The sequence below is a fragment of the Phenylobacterium sp. J426 genome (genome assembly GCF_024699945.1).
In the GTDB taxonomy this organism is placed as follows: Bacteria; Pseudomonadota; Alphaproteobacteria; order Caulobacterales; family Caulobacteraceae; genus Phenylobacterium.
Map to the genome: position 1 here is coordinate 2,074,116 of NZ_JAJOMY010000001.1, position 19,041 is coordinate 2,093,156.

General features: G+C 68.2%; 12 protein-coding genes and 1 pseudogene. 5 read left to right on the forward strand and 8 right to left on the reverse strand.

Translation table 11 applies throughout. The features are described from left to right. Window positions 1–115 precede the first annotated feature (115 nt). Window positions 116–1,903, forward strand: coding sequence for a long-chain-acyl-CoA synthetase (locus LRS10_RS10960; protein ID WP_257837285.1), 1,788 nt, complete (start codon window positions 116–118; stop codon window positions 1,901–1,903). Here the strand turns inward: LRS10_RS10960 and LRS10_RS10965 are convergent. After that, the gene (locus LRS10_RS10965; protein ID WP_257837286.1) at window positions 1,900–3,390 is read right to left on the reverse strand and encodes a sensor histidine kinase; all 1,491 of its coding nucleotides are present in this window, start codon (window positions 3,388–3,390) and stop codon (window positions 1,900–1,902) included. The two genes, LRS10_RS10960 and LRS10_RS10965, sit on opposite strands and share 4 nt — an antisense overlap. Window positions 3,391–3,449: 59 nt before the next feature. On the opposite strand from LRS10_RS10965, the gene uvrC reads away from it, so the two are divergent. Together uvrC and pgsA are read left to right on the forward strand one after the other, a co-directional pair. Beyond that, window positions 3,450–5,345: an excinuclease ABC subunit UvrC gene (gene uvrC / locus LRS10_RS10970; RefSeq protein WP_257839137.1), complete on the forward strand. Its 1,896-nt coding sequence runs from the start codon at window positions 3,450–3,452 to the stop codon at window positions 5,343–5,345. Window positions 5,346–5,408: 63 nt separating this feature from the next. Next, window positions 5,409–6,032 carry a CDP-diacylglycerol--glycerol-3-phosphate 3-phosphatidyltransferase gene (gene pgsA / locus LRS10_RS10975; protein WP_257837287.1) on the forward strand — a complete coding sequence of 208 codons (624 nt, stop codon included), beginning with the start codon at window positions 5,409–5,411 and terminating at the stop codon, window positions 6,030–6,032. Here the strand turns inward: pgsA and LRS10_RS10980 are convergent. The 5 genes from LRS10_RS10980 to LRS10_RS11000 all read right to left on the reverse strand — a co-directional run bounded on the left by LRS10_RS10980 (window position 6,029) and on the right by LRS10_RS11000 (window position 10,350). Next, the gene (locus LRS10_RS10980; protein WP_257837288.1) at window positions 6,029–6,457 is read right to left on the reverse strand and encodes a YciI family protein; all 429 of its coding nucleotides are present in this window, start codon (window positions 6,455–6,457) and stop codon (window positions 6,029–6,031) included. The genes pgsA and LRS10_RS10980 overlap by 4 nt on opposite strands. 76 nt (window positions 6,458–6,533) lie before the next feature. Next, window positions 6,534–7,904: an L-serine ammonia-lyase gene (locus LRS10_RS10985; protein ID WP_257837289.1), complete on the reverse strand. Its 1,371-nt coding sequence runs from the start codon at window positions 7,902–7,904 to the stop codon at window positions 6,534–6,536. A 42-nt stretch (window positions 7,905–7,946) separates the two neighbouring features. Beyond that, window positions 7,947–8,855, reverse strand: coding sequence for a YwqG family protein (locus tag LRS10_RS10990; protein ID WP_257837290.1), 909 nt, complete (start codon window positions 8,853–8,855; stop codon window positions 7,947–7,949). Window positions 8,856–8,945: 90 nt separating this feature from the next. Further along, complete coding sequence (locus tag LRS10_RS10995; RefSeq protein WP_257837291.1) at window positions 8,946–9,836, reverse strand: pirin family protein; 891 nt, start codon at window positions 9,834–9,836, stop codon at window positions 8,946–8,948. A 16-nt stretch (window positions 9,837–9,852) separates the two neighbouring features. Next, the gene (locus LRS10_RS11000; RefSeq protein WP_257837292.1) at window positions 9,853–10,350 is read right to left on the reverse strand and encodes an Lrp/AsnC family transcriptional regulator; all 498 of its coding nucleotides are present in this window, start codon (window positions 10,348–10,350) and stop codon (window positions 9,853–9,855) included. 141 nt (window positions 10,351–10,491) lie between these two features. Between LRS10_RS11000 and LRS10_RS11005 the strand changes: the two are divergent. Further along, window positions 10,492–13,932, forward strand: a pseudogene (locus LRS10_RS11005) (indolepyruvate ferredoxin oxidoreductase family protein). A gap of 220 nt (window positions 13,933–14,152) precedes the next feature. On the opposite strand, the gene LRS10_RS11010 reads toward LRS10_RS11005, so the two are convergent. Continuing rightward, complete coding sequence (locus LRS10_RS11010; protein ID WP_257837293.1) at window positions 14,153–15,016, reverse strand: lipid kinase; 864 nt, start codon at window positions 15,014–15,016, stop codon at window positions 14,153–14,155. Window positions 15,017–15,134: 118 nt separating this feature from the next. On the opposite strand from LRS10_RS11010, the gene LRS10_RS11015 reads away from it, so the two are divergent. After that, window positions 15,135–17,759: a glycoside hydrolase family 3 C-terminal domain-containing protein gene (locus LRS10_RS11015; RefSeq protein ID WP_308237952.1), complete on the forward strand. Its 2,625-nt coding sequence runs from the start codon at window positions 15,135–15,137 to the stop codon at window positions 17,757–17,759. 8 nt (window positions 17,760–17,767) lie between these two features. Here LRS10_RS11015 and LRS10_RS11020 read toward each other — a convergent pair whose 3' ends face one another. Further along, window positions 17,768–18,910 carry a serine hydrolase gene (locus LRS10_RS11020; protein WP_257837294.1) on the reverse strand — a complete coding sequence of 381 codons (1,143 nt, stop codon included), beginning with the start codon at window positions 18,908–18,910 and terminating at the stop codon, window positions 17,768–17,770. Window positions 18,911–19,041: the final 131 nt, after the last annotated feature.

Here is a 19,041-nt window from a genome sequence, read left to right on the forward strand (position 1 = left end):
CACCGGCGCCGCGCCCCGCGCCTATGCGACCGGCGCGTCACTTGGCGCTGCAGGCCTCGCTTGACCGTTCGGGCCGGCCCTCTCCAAGCTTGCCGCCGTCACGTCGGAGGAATTGATGCGCCTCAAGGCCAGGCTTCAGCGCGAGTTGCGTTTCGTGCGCGGGCTGAACCGCACGTTGAAGCGGGTGAAGTCGATCTCGAAGGAGAGCACGAACCTCATCTGCGACGACCTGCAGGCGGCGATGGATGCTCACCGGGACCGTCGGGCGATCACCTTCGAGGGCCGCACCGTCAGCTATGGCGAGCTCGACGCCATGGCCAACCGCTATGCCCACTGGGCCAAGGGGCTGGGCCTACGCCGCGGCCAGGTCGTGGCGCTGTTCATGCCGAACCGGCTGGAATACCTCGCGGTCTGGTACGGCCTGTCCAAGGTCGGCGTCGTCACCGCGCTCATCAACAACCAGCTCGCCGGCCTGCCGCTGGCGCACTGCCTGAACATCTCGGGCGCCGCCCACGTCATTGTCGACGCCGAGACCTCGCCGGCCTTCGAGCAGGCCAGGACGCTCGTCGAGAAGCCGCTGCAGCAGTGGATCCTGGGCCCCGCCCACGGCGGCCAGCGCGATCTGGTGCAGGCGCTCAAGAGCTGCAGTCAGCTGCCGCCCGATCGTGCGGTGCGCGACGGCATGACCGCGGCCGACACCGCGCTCCTGATCTTCACCTCGGGCACCACCGGCATGCCCAAGGCGGCCCGCATCACGCACATGCGCGCCCAGCTCTACATGCGCGGCTTCGCCGGCTCGACCGGCGCCAAGGCGAGCGACCGCATCTATGTCGCCCTGCCGCTCTACCACGCGACCGGTGGCCTCTGCGCGATGGGCGCGGCCCTGCTGAACGGTGGCTCTATCGTCTTGCGACGCAAGTTTTCGGCGACCCACTTCTGGCCCGAAGTGGTCGCTGAGGGCTGCACCATGTTCGTCTACATCGGGGAGCTCTGCCGATACCTCGTCAATCACGAGGAGGTGCCCGACGAGACCCGGCACAAGATTCGCCTCGCCTTCGGCAACGGCCTGCGCCCCGACATCTGGCCGGTGATGAAGCAGCGCTTCCGCATCCCCGACATCCTCGAGTTCTACGGCTCCACTGAAGGCAACGTCAGCCTCTTCAACTTCGACGGCCGCGAAGGGGCCATCGGCCGCGCTCCGAAATGGCTCCGCAAGCGCTTCAACATCCGCCTCGTCCAGTTCGACGTCGAACAGGAGAAGGTTGTGCGCGGAACGGACGGCTTCTGCATCGAGTGCGGGCCCGGCCAGATCGGCGAGTGCATCGGCAAGATCGGCGGCGACGCCAGGGCCGAATACTCGGGCTACCTCGACCGCCAGGCCTCCGAGAAGAAGATCCTCCGTGACGTCTTCGAAAAGGGCGACGCCTGGTTCGCCACCGGCGACCTGATGCGGATGGACGCGGACGGCTACCTCTACTTCGTGGACCGGATCGGCGACACCTTCCGTTGGAAGGGCGAGAACGTGTCGACCAATGAGGTCGCCGAACGCCTGCAAGCCGGCCCAGGGGTTGCTCAGGCCACGGTCTACGGCGTGACGGTCGACGGCGCCGACGGCCGTGCCGGCATGGCCGCCCTGGTGGTTGGGCCCGAATTCGACATCAAGCTGTTCGGCGAGCACGTGGCTCGAGAGCTGCCCACGTACGCCCAGCCGCTGTTCGTCCGCATCCTACCCGCGATCGACACCACCGGGACCTTCAAGATCCGCAAGATGGATCTCGTCGCGGACGGCTACGACCCGGCCAAGATCAAGGGGCCCCTCTTCTTCCACGACCCCAAGAAGGGATATGTGAAGATCACCAGGACCGTCTTCGAGAAACTGTCGGCCGGAGCCGTGAAGATCTAGTGGGCTTCCGATAGCGGCAGGTTGATGCGGCAGACGAGCCCCTCCGGGCTGAAGTCGAGCACGGCCTCGCCCCCCAGAGCGCCTTTCAAGCTGCGCTCGATGAGCCGGGAGCCGAAGCCGCGCCGCTGGGGCGGCGCCACCGTCGGGCCGCCTCGCTCTCGCCACGACAGCTCTAGCGACTTCGCGCCGACCGCCCAATCAACCTCGATACAGCCTGCAGAGGTCGAAAGCGCCCCGTACTTGGCGGCATTGGTCGCAAGTTCGTGGAACAGCAGCCCGAGCGCCAGCGCCTCTGCCGGCGATAGCGCGACATCCGGCCCCTGGAGCCGATAGCGCTCCGGTCCGTACGGCTTGAACTCGACGCCGAGCACATCCCGAAGCTTGGCGCTGCGCCAGCTGGTGGCGGTCAGCAGATCATGGGTCGCCGACAGCGCCATGAGGCGAGATTCGAAGGCTATCCGAAACGTTTCCAGATCGTCGGCGGACCGGAGCGTCTGCGCCGCGATCGCCTGCACCGTCGCCAAGGTGTTCTTCACCCGATGGTTCAACTCGTCGACCAGCAGTTTCTGCTGGCGCTCGGCCAGCACCCGGCTGGTGACGTCGCTTCCTTCGACGAACACGCCCCAAGCCTCGCCGGAAGGCGCTACGATGGGCTGGAAGACGAAATCGACGAACCGCTCCTCCAGCGGGGCTCCGGGGGCGCGCTGCAGCCGCACGCTGGTGGCCTGGCCGACGTGAGGCTCCCGGGTCCGCATGACCTGTTCGAGCAGGGTGACGAACCCCTGGGCGCGCACTTCCGGCAAGGCGCTGTCGATCGGCAGGCCGATGACCTTCCGGTGGCCGATCAGTTGCTGGTAGGCGTTGTTGACGAGCGCAAAGGTCAGGTCTTCGCCTGTGAGCACCGCCATGAAACCAGGGGCCTGCATGAACAGGTCCCGCAGGCCCTGAGATTCCTGCATCAGCGTCTGATTGAGCGCCTCGGCCTCCTGAGCGCGCTGAAACAGGTCCGTTTCACCCGGCGCGGGCGCCGATCGGCCGCCGGGCCCGTAAGCCATCTCCTTCAGGCGCTGCAGTTCGGTGACGTCGACGGTGTTCTGGACGATGAAATCGGTGCAGCCATCGGCGGACACCAAGGGCACGTGCACCGCCGACCAGTACCGCATCTCGAAGCCGCCGCCTCGGCTAGCCGGGCGTTCGATGGGATAGGGGATGAGAGGCAGGGAGTCGGGCTGGCCTGTCGCCAGAACGCGCTCGAACGAGGCGCGCAGGCGGCGGCCGCTTTCGCCGTTGTCCGGGAAGGCATCGAAGATGTTGCGGCCGATGAGGTCTTCGCGCTCGCGCTCGAGGATTTCGCAATAGACGGCGTTCGCCTCGACGTAGCGGAGCTCGCGATCGAGGATCATGTACGGGCTGGGCAGGCGTTCGAAGAGCGCGCGGAAGTCCGGCGCGGCCACCGCGCCCGGCGCTACGTCGTCGATCGCGTGCATCAAACCCCCAGCCGAACTGATTCCCAACGTCCCACGGCCTCGCTTGTTCCTTCGCCGCACTGTCGACCGGCGCGAACCGGCCTATATGTTGCCCATGCTCGACAACGAGGGCGCCGCTGAAGGGCGCCCAGCTCATCAAGGACGAGGTCAAGCGGCTGCCTGACCGGCCCGGCGTCTATCGCATGATCGGCGAGGACGGCGAGGTGCTTTACGTAGGCAAGGCGCGCTCGCTGAAGAAGCGGGTGCTTCAATATGCCCAAGGTCGCTTCCACACCCAGCGCATCGCCCACATGGTGGACCTGACGCGGGCGATGGAGTTCGTCACCACCCGGACCGAGACGGACGCGCTGCTGCTCGAGATCAATCTCATCAAGCAGCTCAAGCCGCGCTTCAACGTCCTGCTCCGGGACGACAAGAGCTTCCCCGAGATCGTCATCCGGCGCGACCACGAGGCGCCGCAGTTGCGCAAGCACCGTGGCGCCCATTCGATCAAGGGCGACTACTTCGGCCCCTTCGCCAGCGCCTGGGCGGTCAATCGCACGTTGAACACGCTCCAGAAGGCGTTCCTGCTGCGGTCATGCTCGGACAGCGTGTACGAGACCCGCACCCGGCCTTGCATGCTGCACCAGATCCGCCGCTGTTCGGCGCCGTGCACGGGGCTGATTAGCCTCGACGACTACAATGGCCTGGTGAACGAGGCCGGAGCCTTCCTGCGCGGCAAGAGCCGCGCCGTCATGGACCGCATGGCGAAGGAAATGCAGGCGGCCTCCGAGGACCTCGAGTTCGAGCGCGCAGCGCGCCTGCGCGACCGCATCCGCGCCCTGGCCTCGGTGGCCCAGGAGCAGCAGATCAATCCCGAGACGGTGGACGAGGCCGATGTCTTCGCCCTGCACGCCGAAGGCGGTCAGGCCTGCGTCCAGGTGTTCTTCTTCCGCGCGGGCCAGAACTGGGGCAACCGGGCCTACTTCCCCCGCGTCGACAAGTCGGACGAGGACGCCGAGGTGATGAGCGCCTTCCTCGGCCAGTTCTACGACGACAAGCCGATCCCCAAGCTGATCCTGGTGAATCTCCTCCCCTCCGAATGTGAGCTGCTGTCCGAGGCGCTGGGCCAGAAGGCCGAGCGCAAGGTCGAGATCAGCCTGCCCCAGCGGGGCGAGAAGCGGCAGCTCGTGCAGCATGCGCTCACCAACGCCCGCGAGGCGCTGGGCCGGAAGATGGCGGAGAGCTCGGCTCAGGGGAAGCTGCTGGATGGCGTCTGCGAGGCCTTCGGCCTGGAGGCGCGGCCCGAGCGCATCGAGGTGTACGACAACAGCCACATCATGGGGACCAATGCGGTCGGCGGCATGATCGTGGCGGGGCCGGAGGGCTTCCAGAAGAGCCAGTATCGGAAGTTCAACATCAAGGGCTCCGACATCGCGCCGGGCGACGACTTCGGGATGATGAAGGAGGTGCTGAGGCGGCGCTTCTCCCGGCTGGTCAAGGAAGAGGAGGAGGGCGGCGAGGCCATCCGCCCCGACCTCGTGCTGATCGACGGCGGCGCAGGCCAGATCGCTGCGGTCATGGAGGTGATGGCCGACCTCGGGGTCGACGACATCCCGGTGGTGGGCGTCGCCAAGGGCCAGGACCGCGACGCCGGGATGGAGCGCTTCTTCATTCCCGGCAAGGAGCCGTTCCGCTTCGATCACAAGTCGCCGGTGCTCTACTACCTGCAGCGGCTGCGCGACGAGGCGCACCGGTTCGCGATCGGAAGCCATCGGACTCGCCGCTCGATGGATCTCAAGAAGAACCCGCTCGACGAGATCGACGGCGTGGGACCTGGCCGCAAGCGCGCCCTACTGCACACCTTCGGCTCGGCCCGGGGCGTCAGCCGCGCCTCGGTGGCTGACCTCGCCAAGGTGGAGGGCGTCAGCGAACAGCTGGCGCAGCGCATCTACGATCACTTCCACAAGGCCTGACGGCGGCGCGCGTGAACGGCTAAGCTTGGGAACGAACCCGCTGACCGGACGCTCGATTCCCTCATGAAAGCTCTGCCGAACATCCTGACGTCGCTGCGCCTCGTCATGGCGCTCTTCATGTTCGTGGCCCTGGCGGCGGCCGTGGGCGGCCTGCCCTACGTGTCCGAGCGACTCGATGTGCCCCAGCAGTTCGCGCTGCAGCGGTGGGCGGTGATCGCCTTCGTGGTGGCGGCCGTGACCGACTTCTTCGACGGCTGGCTGGCGCGTAAGCTGGACGCCACCAGCGTGTGGGGGGCGATCCTCGATCCGATCGGCGACAAGGTGCTGGTCTGCGGCGCCGTGCTGGGCCTGCTCGCGGCGGGCGACCAGAAGGCCTGGGTGACCCTGCCGGCCGGACTCATCCTGTTCCGCGAGTTCACCGTCAGCGCGCTGCGCGAGGTGGGCGCCGGCAAGGGCGTGAAGCTGCCGGTCACCCTGCTCGCCAAGTGGAAGACCACCCTGCAGCTCACGGCCCTGACCCTGGAGCTGATCGTCATCTCCTGGGGCGCCTTCAGCCTGCCGGAAGACATGGCGCTCCAGGGCGGGTTCGCCGCTTTCGCCCACGGCCTGTTCTGGCTGGCCGCGGCGGTCACGCTGATCACCGGCGCCCAGTATTGGGAGCAGACCCGGAAGGCGCTGACGGCCTAGGAGGCGACCTCGACCGCCTTCAGCTGCTTCTCGCGCCAGCCGATCTCCTTCTGGATGAGCTCGTCGCTGGCGACGCCGGCGAAGTCCTCGGGCTCGAAGAAGGGACGGATGTCGAACTCGCCTTCCTGGAACGGGGCCTTCTTCAGCCAGGCGACGGCGTCGTCCAGATCCTTGACCTGCCAGATCCAGTAGCCGGCGATCAGCTCCTTGGTCTCGGTGAAGGGCCCGTCCAGCACGACGGGCTCGGGCCCGTCGAAGCTGATGCGGACGCTGTCCTTCAGCGGCCTCAGGCCGGCGCCGTCGACCATCACGCCCGCGGCGATCAGCTGGTCGTTGTAGCGGTCCATCTCGGCCAACATCTCGGGCGACGGCATCTTGCCGGCTTCGCTGTCGGGGTTGGCCTTCACGATCACCATGACGCGCATCGTTTGTCTCCTGGTCAGGTCCCCATGACCTTATGCGCCCAGGACGAACGGCGCGCGCCGATCCCGACAATGGCGCTCAACATTCGGCCAGATTGACCGCCAGGCCGCCCAGCGATGTCTCCTTGTAGATGGCGCTCATGTCCTCGCCGGTGCGCTTCATGGTGGCGATGACCTTGTCGAGGCTGACGGTGTGCTGGCCATCTCCAAGGAGGGCCAGCCGGGCGGCGTCGATCGCCTTTACCGCGCCCATGGCGTTGCGCTCGATGCAGGGGATCTGGACCAGGCCGCCGATCGGGTCGCAGGTGAGGCCGAGATTGTGTTCCATGGCGATCTCGGCGGCGTTCTCGATCTGGGCGTTGGTCGCGCCCAGCGCCGCGGCGAGCCCGGCCGCGGCCATCGAGCAGGCGACGCCCACCTCGCCCTGGCAGCCCACCTCGGCGCCCGAGATCGAGGCCTTGGTCTTGTAGAGCGCGCCGATGGCGGCCGCGGTCAGCAGGAACGTTCGCCGGCCCTTGGGCGTCCCCTGGTGGAAGCGGTCGTAGTAGCGCAGCACGGCCGGCAGCAGGCCGGCGGCGCCGTTGGTGGGCGCGGTGACGACCCGGCCGCCGGCGGCGTTCTCCTCGTTCACGGCCAGCGCCCACAGGTTCACCCAGTCGAGCGCCGCCAGCGGATCGGCGATGCGGCGGTCGGCGTCCTCCACCAGGGCGCGCCAGACCTGGTTCGCCCGCCGCTGCACGTTCAGCCCGCCCGGCAGCACGCCGTCCGTGCGCATGCCGCGGTCGATGCAGGCGTACATGGCCTGCACGATCTCCTCGACGCCCGCCTCGACCTCGGTCTGCGGCCGACGCACCTTCTCATTGGCCATCATCAGCTCGGCGATGGTCAGGCCCGCGGCCTCGGCCATCTCCAGCAGCTCGGCGCCGGAGGTGAAGGGGTAGGGCGTCGGCAGGGCGCGATCGGGGCTGTCGTTGCGGCCCATTTCCCCCTCGTCGCGGACGAAGCCGCCGCCGATCGAGAAGTAGGCCCGCTCGCCCAGCAGCACGCCCTGGTCGTCGTAGGCGGCGAAGCGCAGGGCGTTGGGATGCTGCGGCAGTCGGGTGCGGCCTTCCCAGAGGATGTCGCGGGCTGCGTCGAAGCCGATCTCGCGGTGGCCGCCCAGCGGCAGCCGGCCGCTGTCGCGGATGCGCGCCAGCGCCTGGTCGGCGGCGTCGGGATCCATGGTCCGCGGCTCGAAACCGGCGAGGCCCAGGATGACGGCCCGGTCCGTGGCGTGACCGCGGCCGGTCAGCGCCAGCGAGGCGTAGAGCGTGGTCTCGACGCGGGCTACACGGTCGACCGCCTCGTCCAGCCAGCCGAGGAAGCGGCAGGCCGCCGTCATCGGGCCCATGGTGTGCGAACTGGAGGGGCCGATCCCCAGCTTGAAGAGGTCGAAGACGCTGACGTTCATCGCGGGGGTCTAACGTGCACGCCGATGGCGCTCAACCGGCGGTCAGTGCGTCTGGGTGATGGTGACGGTCTTGGAGAAGTCGCCGCGCAGGGCATCGCGCGCCCGCACGAAGACGTAGAGCCGGCCGCCGTCCCACCAGTTCATGTTGAGCGCCGGATCGCTGTCGATCTGCAGCAGCAGACGCCATTCCCGCGCGGCGCGGCGGATCGCGTCCGGAACGTCGTCATTGTAGTCCCGCGTGAGGCCTCGCCGCATGTACTCGCACTCGATCGCCATCTGCCCGCCCTGGATCTCGGCGGGATAGCCGCCGATGCGATGCTCGATCTCTTCGCCGAGGTCGCAATCCTCGAACGTGCCCCCTGCCTCGTCCTCCGCGTGATCGCCCAAGGTCGCGTAGTCGACCTCGAGCCAATCCAGGCTGGGGACGGAGTTGAACTTCATGAAGCCGACACGCCGCTCCTCGAACCGCCACTTATCAGGCGCTGGCTGGGGCGGCTCGGCCGGAGGTCCTGGGGGCTCCAGCGCGTAGAGAATGCGGACGACGTCTGGGCAGCCATTTCGCTCATCGTCGAAGAAGGCATAGAGCCGTCCTTCAGACGGCAGCCAATCCAGCTGCACGTGCGGCTGGAACGCGGCGAGATCAATCTGCGCGACGAAGATGCGTGGGCCCAGGTCGCCTGTTGGCCAAGGCGTCTGGGACGGGAGGTTGGGTTTACCGCCGATCTTCGAAAATCCAGGATCCCTAGCTGGAACGAGCAGCAGTGTCGGGCGCACAGCCCTGCGCATGCGCGCAAGCGCAGCGCGCCAGGCTCCGGCCGCCTCTGAGTTCCGGTTCGGGTTGGGGAACCATCGATCGCGCGCCTTACGAAAGAACCAGACCGATATGCTGCAAACAATGATGAGAAGCAGCCAGAAGCCGAACTGGATGGCTATCGCCTGCAAGATGCTCAAGAAGCCTCCGCCGAGCTCGGGTGAGCAGTGGGGTTCTGCGCTGACGCGTACCGCCGAAGACGTAGCTTTGCAAGAACGGAGCGGGAACGACTAGCTCATCGGGTTCGGCGGCGGGGCGGGTTCCGGCAGGGGGATGAACTCGCTGTCGTCGGCGTCGGGCAGCTTCATGCGGCCGGCCTTCCAGTCGGCCTTGGCCTGCTCGAGGCGGTCCTTGGACGAGGAGACGAAGTTCCACTCGATGAAGCGGGGGCCGATCGGCTCCCCGCCCAGCAGCATGACCATCGCGGGCGTCACCGCTGTGAACAGCACCGGCTGGCCGGGCTGGAACACCAGCATCTGACCGGCCTGGTGCTGGCGGCCGTCCACCTCGACGATGCCTTCGGCCACATAGGCCGCACGCTCTGGGTACTCGGCCGGGAGCTGCGCCTGGGCGCCCGCGGCGAGCCGCCAATGCACGTAGAACATCGGCGAGTGCGTCTTCACATTCGCCTTCGCGCCGAACGCCTCTCCGACGATCAGCCTGGCCCACAGGCCGTTCTCTTCATAGGTGGGCAGGTCAGAGGTCGGGTGATGAGCGAAGGACGGGTCGACTTCCTCGAATTCGACGGGCAGGGCGCACCAGGCCTGGATGCCGTGCATCTTGCCGCCCTCGGCGCGCAGCGTCTCGAACCGCTCGGAATGGGTGATACCCGAGCCCGCGGTCATCCAGTTGACCTCGCCGGGGTGGATCTTCTGGGTGACGCCCACGCTGTCGCGGTGGGTGATCTCGCCGTCGAACAGATAGGTGACGGTCGACAGGCCGATGTGCGGATGCGGGCGCACGTCGACCGTGCGCGGGAAGCCCGGGGCGAACTCCACCGGCCCCATGTGGTCGAAGAAGATGAACGGCCCGACCGTCCGGCGCTTGGCGTAAGGCAGCACGCGGCCGACCTCGAAGCCGCCGAGATCCTTGCGGCGCTGGTCGATGACGAGCTCGATCATCGGAATCTCCTAAGACCTAGGACTGCGCGCTCACATAGGGGCTGACGAGGCCCAGCGGCGCGGCCGTCGTATTCTTCACCGACCTTATGACAATCCGGCTCTCGATGTTGGAGACGAGGCCCAGCGAGAGGATCTTCTCGCGCAGGAAGTCGTCGAAGGCGTGCATGTCGCGCGTGACGATGCGGAGCTCGTAATCGGCGGCGCCCGTCACGGTGGCGCACTGGACCACCTCCGAGAGCTTGGTGATCGCCTGCTCGAAGGCGTCGAGGTTTTCCTTCGTCGGGAGCGACAGCTTGGCGGTGCAGTAGACCTCGAAGCCAAGGCCAAGCTTGTCCCGGTCGAGGATCGTCACGCGGCGCTGAATGACGCCTGCATCCTCCAGACGCTTGATGCGGCGCCAGCAGGGGCTGGAGGAAAGTCCTACGCGATCCGCGATCTCGGCGACCGACAGGCCGGCGTCGTGCTGGATGAGATCCAGAATCTTGGCATCCACGGCGTCGAGGGCCTCAGACAACTTTTCCTCCTTCTCCCGGCAGTCGAAAGCGTCGTTCTTGCCCCGGAACCGCACGGTCGGGGCATGCTTTTGGTAAGCAATTCCTCGGAACCTATATGATCTTGCAGGGCCGGAGGAAGGCCCGAAAGGAAGAAAATTGCGATGCGGCACCTGGATGTGACGCTCGACGACAAATTTCTGCTCACCGAAGGCCGGGTTTTCATCACCGGGGTCCAGACGCTGCTGCGGGTCATGATCGACCAGCACAGGTTGGATCGTGCGGCCGGCCTCAACACCGCAGGATTCGTCTCGGGCTATCGCGGTTCGCCCCTCGGGGGGCTGGACCAGCAGGCCGCCCGCGCCGCCAAGCACCTGAAGGCGGCCGAGGTCACCTTCAAGGAGGGCCTGAACGAGGACCTGGCGGCGACCGCCGTCTGGGGGGTCGCAGCAGGCGAACCTGTTCCCGGGCGCGCGTTACGACGGCGTGTTCGGCATGTGGTACGGCAAGGCGCCGGGCGTCGACCGTACCGGCGACGCCTTCAAGCACGCCAACTTCGCGGGCGTGTACCCGAAGGGCGGCGTGCTGGCGGTGGCCGGCGACGACCATTCGTGCAAGTCGTCGACCCTCCCGTCGCAATCGGAATACGCCTTCCAGGACTTCGAGATGCCGGTGCTGTCGCCGGCCGATGTGCAGGAGGTCCTCGATTACGGTCTCCTCGGCTACGCGATGTCGCGCTTCTCAGGCCTGTGGGTGGGCCTGATCGCGCTCGCCGACACGATGGACAGCGGCGCGACGATCGACATCAGCCTCGACCGCCACAAGATCACGTTGCCGGAGAACTTCCGCATTCCCGCGGGCGGCCTCGGCATTCGGCTGAAGGACCAGCCGCTGGACAAGGAGCGCCGGCTCCGCACGCAGAAGATCCCGGCGGCGCTGGCCTTCGCCCGCGCCAACCGCATCGACCGCGTGATGCTGGGCGGCAGCCGCCCCCGGCTCGGCATCGTCTGCCAGGGCCAGGCCTACAAGGACGTCATCGAGGCGTTCTCCGCCATGGGCATTAGCCCGGCGGAGGCCCAGTCGCTGGGCGTCGCCATCTACAAGGTGGGCATGCCCTGGCCGCTCGAGCCGACCGGCATCCGCGCCTTCGCCGCCGGCCTCGAGACGATGATGGTCATCGAGCACAAGCGGCCGCTGATCGAAACCCAGGCGCGGGCCGCGCTCTACGACCTGCCCGCGCACGCCCGCCCGAAGATCATCGGCAAGACCGACGAGAACGGCGGCCCGCTGCTGTCGGAACTCGTATCCCTCTCGGTGGCCGAGATCGCGCTGGCGATCGCCGACCGCCTGCCGCCCGGCCCGCACATGGAGCGGGTGCACGACTATCTGAGCCGGGTGTCGGCGGCCTCGATGGCGGCGGTGACGCTCTCGTCCGACCAGCAGCGCAAGCCGTTCTTCTGCTCGGGATGCCCGCACAACTCCTCGACCCGCCTGCCGGAAGGCAGCCGCGCGCTGGCCGGCATCGGCTGCCACTACATGGCGAGCTTCAACGACCCGTCGACGGACCTGACCAGCCACATGGGCGGCGAGGGCCTGACCTGGGTGGGCGCTGCGCCCTTCACCGAGGAGAAGCACGTCTTCGTCAACCTCGGCGACGGCACCTACAACCACTCGGGCTCGCTGGCGATCCGGGCCTCGGTCGCGGCCAAGTCGAACATCACCTACAAGCTGCTGTTCAACGACGCGGTCGCGATGACGGGCGGCCAGCAGGCCGAGAGCGGCTTCACCGTCCCGCAGATCACCCGCCAGCTCGCCTCGGAAGGGGTGAAGAAGGTGGTGGTCGTGGCCGCCGAGCCCGAGCGCTACGAGGGCGTTCGCGACCTGGCGCCCGGCGTCGACGTCTTCCCCCGCACCGACCTGATGAAGGTGCAGCGCGAGCTGCGCGATACGCCTGGCACCACGGTGCTGATCTACGACCAGGTCTGCGCCACGGAAAAGCGTCGTCGACGCAAGCGCGGCAAGATGGCCGCCGCGCCGATGCGGGCCATGATCAACCCGCTGGTCTGCGAAGGCTGCGGCGACTGCTCGCGCACAAGCCACTGCGTGTCCGTCGAGCCGCTGAACACCGAGTTCGGCCGCAAGCGGAAGATCAACCAATCGACCTGCAACCAGGACTATTCGTGCCTGGACGGCTTCTGTCCGTCGTTCATCACCCTGACCGGCGCCGAGAACGCGCACCGCGAGGCCATGCCGGCGCTGACGGCGGACTCGACGCCGCTGCCGACGTTCGAGGCGTTCACCGGCGTGAAGAACATCGTCTTCACCGGCGTGGGCGGCACGGGCGTCACGACCGTGGCCTCGATCCTGGCCATGGCCGCCCACGTGGATGGCCGCTCGGCCTCGGTGGTGGACATGACCGGCCTAGCCCAGAAGGGCGGCGCGGTGTTCAGCCACGTCCGCATCGGCGAGACGGAAGAGACGACGATCGGCGGGCGGGTGCCGGCGGCGAGCGCCCATGTGCTGATCGCCTGCGACATCCTGGTGGCGGCGGGCGCCGATGCGCTGTCGCTCTACGCCAAGGACCGGACGGTGGCGGTGGGCAACGCCGACTTCTCGCCGACGGCCGACTTCATCACCGACCGCGACGTGCGCTTCGACGCCGACGCCCAGGCCCGTCGCATCGCCGCGGCGGTGAAGAGCTACGACACCGCGCCCGCTCAGCATCTGGCGGAGACCAACCTCGGCGACGCGATCTACGCCAACATGATCATGCTGGGCTTCGCCTGGCAGAAGGGCGTGATCCCGGTCTCCAGCCGCGCGCTCTATCGCGCGATCCGGCTGAACGGCGTCCAGGCGGAAGAGAACCTGCAGGCCTTCGAACTCGGCCGGAAGGCGGCGTTCGATCCTCAGGCGAAGGGGCCGCGTGAAGATGACGTCGCCACCCCTGAGACCATGCCGCTGGAAGAGCTGATCGCCCATCGCGCGGCCGAGCTCGAGAAGTACCAGAACAGGGCCTACGCCCAGCGCTACCTGGACCGCGTCCGCAAGGTGCAGGCGGCGGAGGCGGGTCTCGGTTCGGAGGCGCTGACCCGGCAGGTGGCGATCAGCCTCTACAAGCTGATGGCCTACAAGGACGAGTACGAGGTCGCCCGGCTGCATTCGGACGGCCGCTTCGCCGCCTACAAGGCCGAAAGCTTCAAGGGCGGTCGCGCCAAGGTGTGGCTGGCCCCGCCGCTGCTGGCCCGCAAGGGGCCGGACGGCAAGCCGAAGAAGATGGCCTTCCCGGGCTGGACGCTCGACGTCGCCTTCCCGGTGCTGGCCAACCTCAAGGGGCTGCGCGGCACCCCCTCGACGTGTTCGGCTACACCGCCGAGCGCAAGATGGAGCGCGGGCTGATCGCCGACTTCGAGGGCCAGATCGACCGGTTGGTGGACGGGCTGACGAAGGACCGGCTGGCGACGGCAGTGAAGATCGCCGCCGTGCCGCAGCAGATCCGCGGCTTCGGCCACGTGAAGGACGCTTCCGTCGGCCCCGCCAAGACCGAGGCCAAGCGCCTGTGGTCGCAGTGGGAGAGGGTCGGCGCGCCGGAGCCCGCGGCGGCCTAGGTCTCGGCATGCCGAGCGACTGTGGCGACATAGCGGGTTCGGCCGTCCCGTCCGCCGAAGCTGGACAGGCGCGCAGTGCGGCTCACGACGCGCATCTTCGTCCTCCGTGCCACGCGGCTTCGCTCGACAGCGTCGAGCCGCCGAGCACCCGGTGAAGCCGGACCGGGCATGCGGCCGCGGCCACGTCAGGCTCTGACGGGCTCGGTCGGGCGGTGGCCGCCTAGGGGGCGAAGACCTCCACCGCTTTCGGCAGGAGGCTGAGCTCGAGGGGCGTCTCGGTGACGACGTCGCCGTCGAGGTTGACCGGCATCGGACGGTCGGTCCGCAGGGTCATGGACCGGGCTGTGGCGGTGCGCACCTCGTCCCAGCGAACATGCTCGCCGCGTTTGAAGAGGGGCGCGAGCAGGGCGACCTTCCAGAGACTGCCCGGCTCAAGGCTGTAGAGCATCAGCTGGCCGTCATCGATCTCGGCGTCCTCGCGCACCGCGACGCCCCCGCCATGGTAGCGCCCGTTGCCGATGGCGACCTGGTAGCTTTTCGTGTGGAGCTCGCAGCTGCCAGCCTGGATCTCGGCGTGGAACTGGCGGGCGCGGATGAGCACGCGGGCGGCCGCGGCGGCATAGGCGAAACGGCCGAGCGTGCGCTTCTCCTCCGCCCGGAGAGCGTCGGCGACATCGGCGGCGAGGCCGACGCTGGCGACGTTGAAGAAGGGGTGTCCGTTCGCGATCCCCAAATCTATGCGCCGCGTACGGCCGGCGGCGATGATCTCGGCGGCGCGGACGGGATCGGCGGGGATTTTCAGGGTCCGAGCCAGATCGTTGGCGGTGCCGAGCGGCAGGATGCCCATGGGCCTGTTCGCCTCGATCAGCGCGGACGCCGCGCCGGCAAGCGTGCCGTCCCCGCCGGCGACGATGACCAGGTCGGCCTCGGAGCCTTCCTCGGCGATCGCGGCCCGACAGGCTTCGGCCGACTGCGTGGGAAAGTCGCGCACGACGACGCCGGCCCCGGCCAGGCGAGCAGTCACCGGCGGGAGCCACGCGGCCGGCTTGCCGCCGTTGCGGACCAGAAGGGCTTGTCGCGTCACGGCGTCTCCAACGGCCGGGTTTGCAGAAGGCTCACTTGATCGTGGAGCTGATCGCTGGTAGCGCTATCATCAAGTGCGCCCTCAGAGGCGCCGACGAACATATCCTGGGAGGGAGTGCATGAGCCTCAAACGATGGCTGCTTTGCGGGGTGTTCGCGCTCATGGCCTCCGGGGCCGCCGCGCAGACCCAGGATTGGAAGAACCCCCAGCTCCCGCCGGAACAGCGCGCCGCCGACCTCGTCGCGCAAATGACGCTGGAGGAGAAGGCCGCGCAGATCGGCCACGACGCGCCGGCCATCCCTCGCCTGGGCGTGCCCAAATACAACTGGTGGAACGAGGGCCTGCATGGGGTGGCGCGCGCCGGCTTCGCCACGGTGTTCCCACAGGCGATCGGCATGGCGGCGACGTGGGACGCGCCGCTGCTGCAGCGGACGGCGGACGTGATCTCCACCGAGTTCCGCGCCAAGTACGTCGAGCGCGTGCATCCGGACGGCGGGACCGACTGGTACCGCGGGCTGACGGTGTGGTCGCCGAACATCAACATCTTCCGAGACCCGCGCTGGGGGCGGGGCCAGGAGACCTATGGCGAGGATCCGTACCTGACCGGAACGCTCGGCGTGGCCTTCATCCGCGGCCTGCAGGGCGCCGATCCGAAGTACTTCAAGACCATCGCCACAGCGAAACACTACGCCGTGCACTCCGGGCCGGAGTCCAACCGTCATCGCGAAGACGTGCATCCGAGCGCCTACGACCTGGAGGACACCTACCTGCCGGCGTTCCGCCAGGCGGTGACGGAGGGCAAGGTCCAGGCGGTGATGTGCGCCTACAACGCCGTCCACGGCGTGCCGGCCTGCGCCAGCGAGGACCTGCTGGAGATCCGGCTGCGCAAGGGCTGGGGCTTCAGGGGGCATGTGCTGTCCGACTGCGGGGCGGCCGCCAATGTCTACCGCGACGACAGCCTGGCCTGGGTGAAGACGCCCGAGGAGGGGATCGTCCGCTCGATGGGCGCCGGCATGGACCTGGTCTGCGGAGACTACCGCCAGGACTGGAACATGGAGGCCGGCGCGATCGTCGGCGCGGTGCAGAAGGGCATGCTGAAGCCTGCGGTGCTGGACCAGGCGCTGACGCGGCTGTTCGCCGACCGTATCCGGCTGGGCTTGTTCGATCCGCCAGCCATGGTCCCGTTCTCGAAGATCACGGCCGCCCAGAACGGGACGCCGGAGCACCGCGCCCAGGCGCTGACCATGGCCAAGGCGTCGATGACGCTTTTGAAGAACGACGGCCTGCTGCCGCTCAAGGGCGAGCCGCGCCGCATCGCGGTCATCGGCCCGAACGCCGATAGCCTGGATGCGCTGATCGGCAACTACTACGGCACGCCGCGAGAGCCCGTGACGGTGCTGGCCGGCATCAGGGCGCGCTTCCCGAAGTCCGAGGTGAACTATGTCGAGGGGACTGGACTGGTGGGGCCGGCGACGGCGCCCGTGCCCGACACGGCCCTTTGTGTCGACGCGGCCTGCCGGACCAAGGGCCTGAAGCAGGAAACCTTCGACGGCGTCGCCCTGGAGGGCCAGCCGGTGGAGACGAAGACCGTCGCCAATGCCGCCTTCGAGTGGACGGGCGACCGGCAGAGCTCGGCCCGCTGGACCGGCTTCATCACGCCCACGGAAACCGGTGAGCACCGGTTCCGCTTCGCCAGCGACAACGGCTATCGCGTCTTCATCGACGGCAAGCCGGTGGTGGAGGAGTTCGGCGTGGGCGACGCGCCCTCGATCTTCGACGGCGCGATCCGGCTGGAGGCGGGCGAGCGCTATCCGATCCGCGTGGAAGGTTTCCAGCGGGGCGTGAAGGGTCGGCAGCGGCTGATCTGGAGCCCGCCCTCGTCGAACGGCGACGACGCGGTGGCGGCGGCGAAGGCGGCGGACCTCATCGTGTTCGTCGGCGGCCTGACTGCGCGGGTCGAAGGCGAGGAGATGAAGCTGGAAGCGCCCGGATTTGCGGGCGGGGACCGCACCACCCTCGACCTGCCGGCGCCGCAGCAGACGCTGCTGGAGCGGGTGCACGCCACGGGCAAGCCGACAGTGCTGGTGCTGATGAACGGCAGCGCCATGTCGGTGAATTGGGCCGACCAGAACCTGCCCGCGATCCTCGAGGCCTGGTACCCCGGCGAGCAGGGCGGCCATGCCGTGGCCCAGGCGCTGGCGGGCGACTACAGCCCGGCGGGTCGGCTGCCGGTGACCTTCTACCGCTCGGAAACAGACCTGCCCGGCTTCAGCGACTACACGATGAAGGGGCGCACCTACCGCTATTTCCCGGGCGAGGTGCTGTACCCGTTCGGGCACGGGCTGAGCTACAGCAGGTTCGAGTACGGGCCCTTGCAGGTGAGCGCCCGCAGCGTCCGCGCCGACGGCGCGGTGACGATCTCGACCGAAGTGAAGAACGTCGGGCCCATGGACGCCGATGAGGTGGTGCAGCTCTACGTCACCCATCCGGGAAAAGGCGCGATCCGGGCGCTGCAGGGCTTCCAGCGCATCCACCTGAAGGCCGGCGAGGCGAAGACGGTGAGCTTCAGTCTGACCGACCGCGGGCTCAGCACGGTCGACGCAAAAGGCGTTCGGAGCATCGCGCCCGGAGAGGTCGAGGTCTGGATCGGCGGCGGCCAGCCGGTCAGCCGGCCGGGCCTCGCCCAGGCCGCCGGCGCCAAGGGCGGCTTCCGCATCACCAGTTCGAAGATGCTGCCGAAGTAGAAGGGGCTCTAAAGCCCCTTCGCCGCCTCGCGGACGTTGTTGAGGAAGGCCGTGCGGGCCATCGAGCGTTCCCGCTTGGTGGCCTCGGGCCAGGCGGCGTTGAGGACGATGACGATGCGGTCCTCGGGGAAGACGGTGACCGACTGGCCGAAGATGCCGCGCCCCTCGAAGGCGCCGCTCACCGGCATCCACCAGAAGTAGCCGTAGCCGCGCTCGGGCGCGCCGTTGGTGATCTGGGGCGTGGTGGCGCGGGTGACGAACTCCGGCGGGACGACCTGCTTGCCGGCCGCCTTGCCGCCGTCGAGCATGAACTGGCCGAGGCGGCCGTAGTCGCGAAGCGTCATGGAGATGCAGCAGCCGCCGCGTTCGTGGCCGGCGAGGTCGGTCACCCAGATCGCGTCGCGCTCCATGCCGTAGGGCTTCCAAATCTTTTCCGAGGCGTATTCCGAAACGCTCTTCCCGACCGCGTTGGAAACCAGAATGCCGACGAGGTCAGTCTCGCCGGTGTTGTAGGTGAACTTCGTCCCCGGCTCGTTGGCGCGGGGCAGTTTACGCATGTAGCTCACCAGCGGATTCACGCCCGGCTCGCTGATCGCCGTCCCGGCGCGGGCGACGTCGGAGTTCGGGTCGGTGTAGTCCTCGTTCCACTTCACGCCCGACGACATCATCAGGAGCTGGCGCACAGTGACGCCGTCGTAGCCCGAGCCTTTGAGCTCGGGGATGTAGTCGGTGACGAGGGCGTCCTCGCCCTTGATCTTGCCATCGGCGATGGCCGCCCCCACGAGCGTGGAGGTGACCGACTTGGCGACCGAGAAGCTGGTCCAGCGATCCTGCGGCTTCCGGCCCAGGGCATAGCGCTCAGCGACCACCTTGCCGTCCTTCAGCACGAGGAAGCCGGAGACGTTGTTCTCGGCCATGTAGGCGTCGGACAGCGCGTCGGGGAGCTGCTTGCCGGCCTTCGGCAGCGGCTTGGCCTTGCCCGCCTTGATGGTGTTGACGCGGTAGACGGTCTCGATCGCCGGATACCAGGCCTTCTGCTGCTCGGGGCTCCACTGGAGGATGGAAGGCACGCCCGGCTCCACCGCCTGTTGGGCGGCGACGGGCGCGGCGAGAACGGCGGCCGCGGCGGCGGCGAGCAGCAGGTGACGCATCTGGTTTCCCCCGGGATCCAATCGCTGATTATCGGCGGCAAGGTAGAGCCTGCGCCGGCAAAAAGAAGCCCCTGCCGGGGAGGGTGGCAGGGGCTCAGGGTCAGGCGGTCCCCCCGGACCAGCCAGGAAGG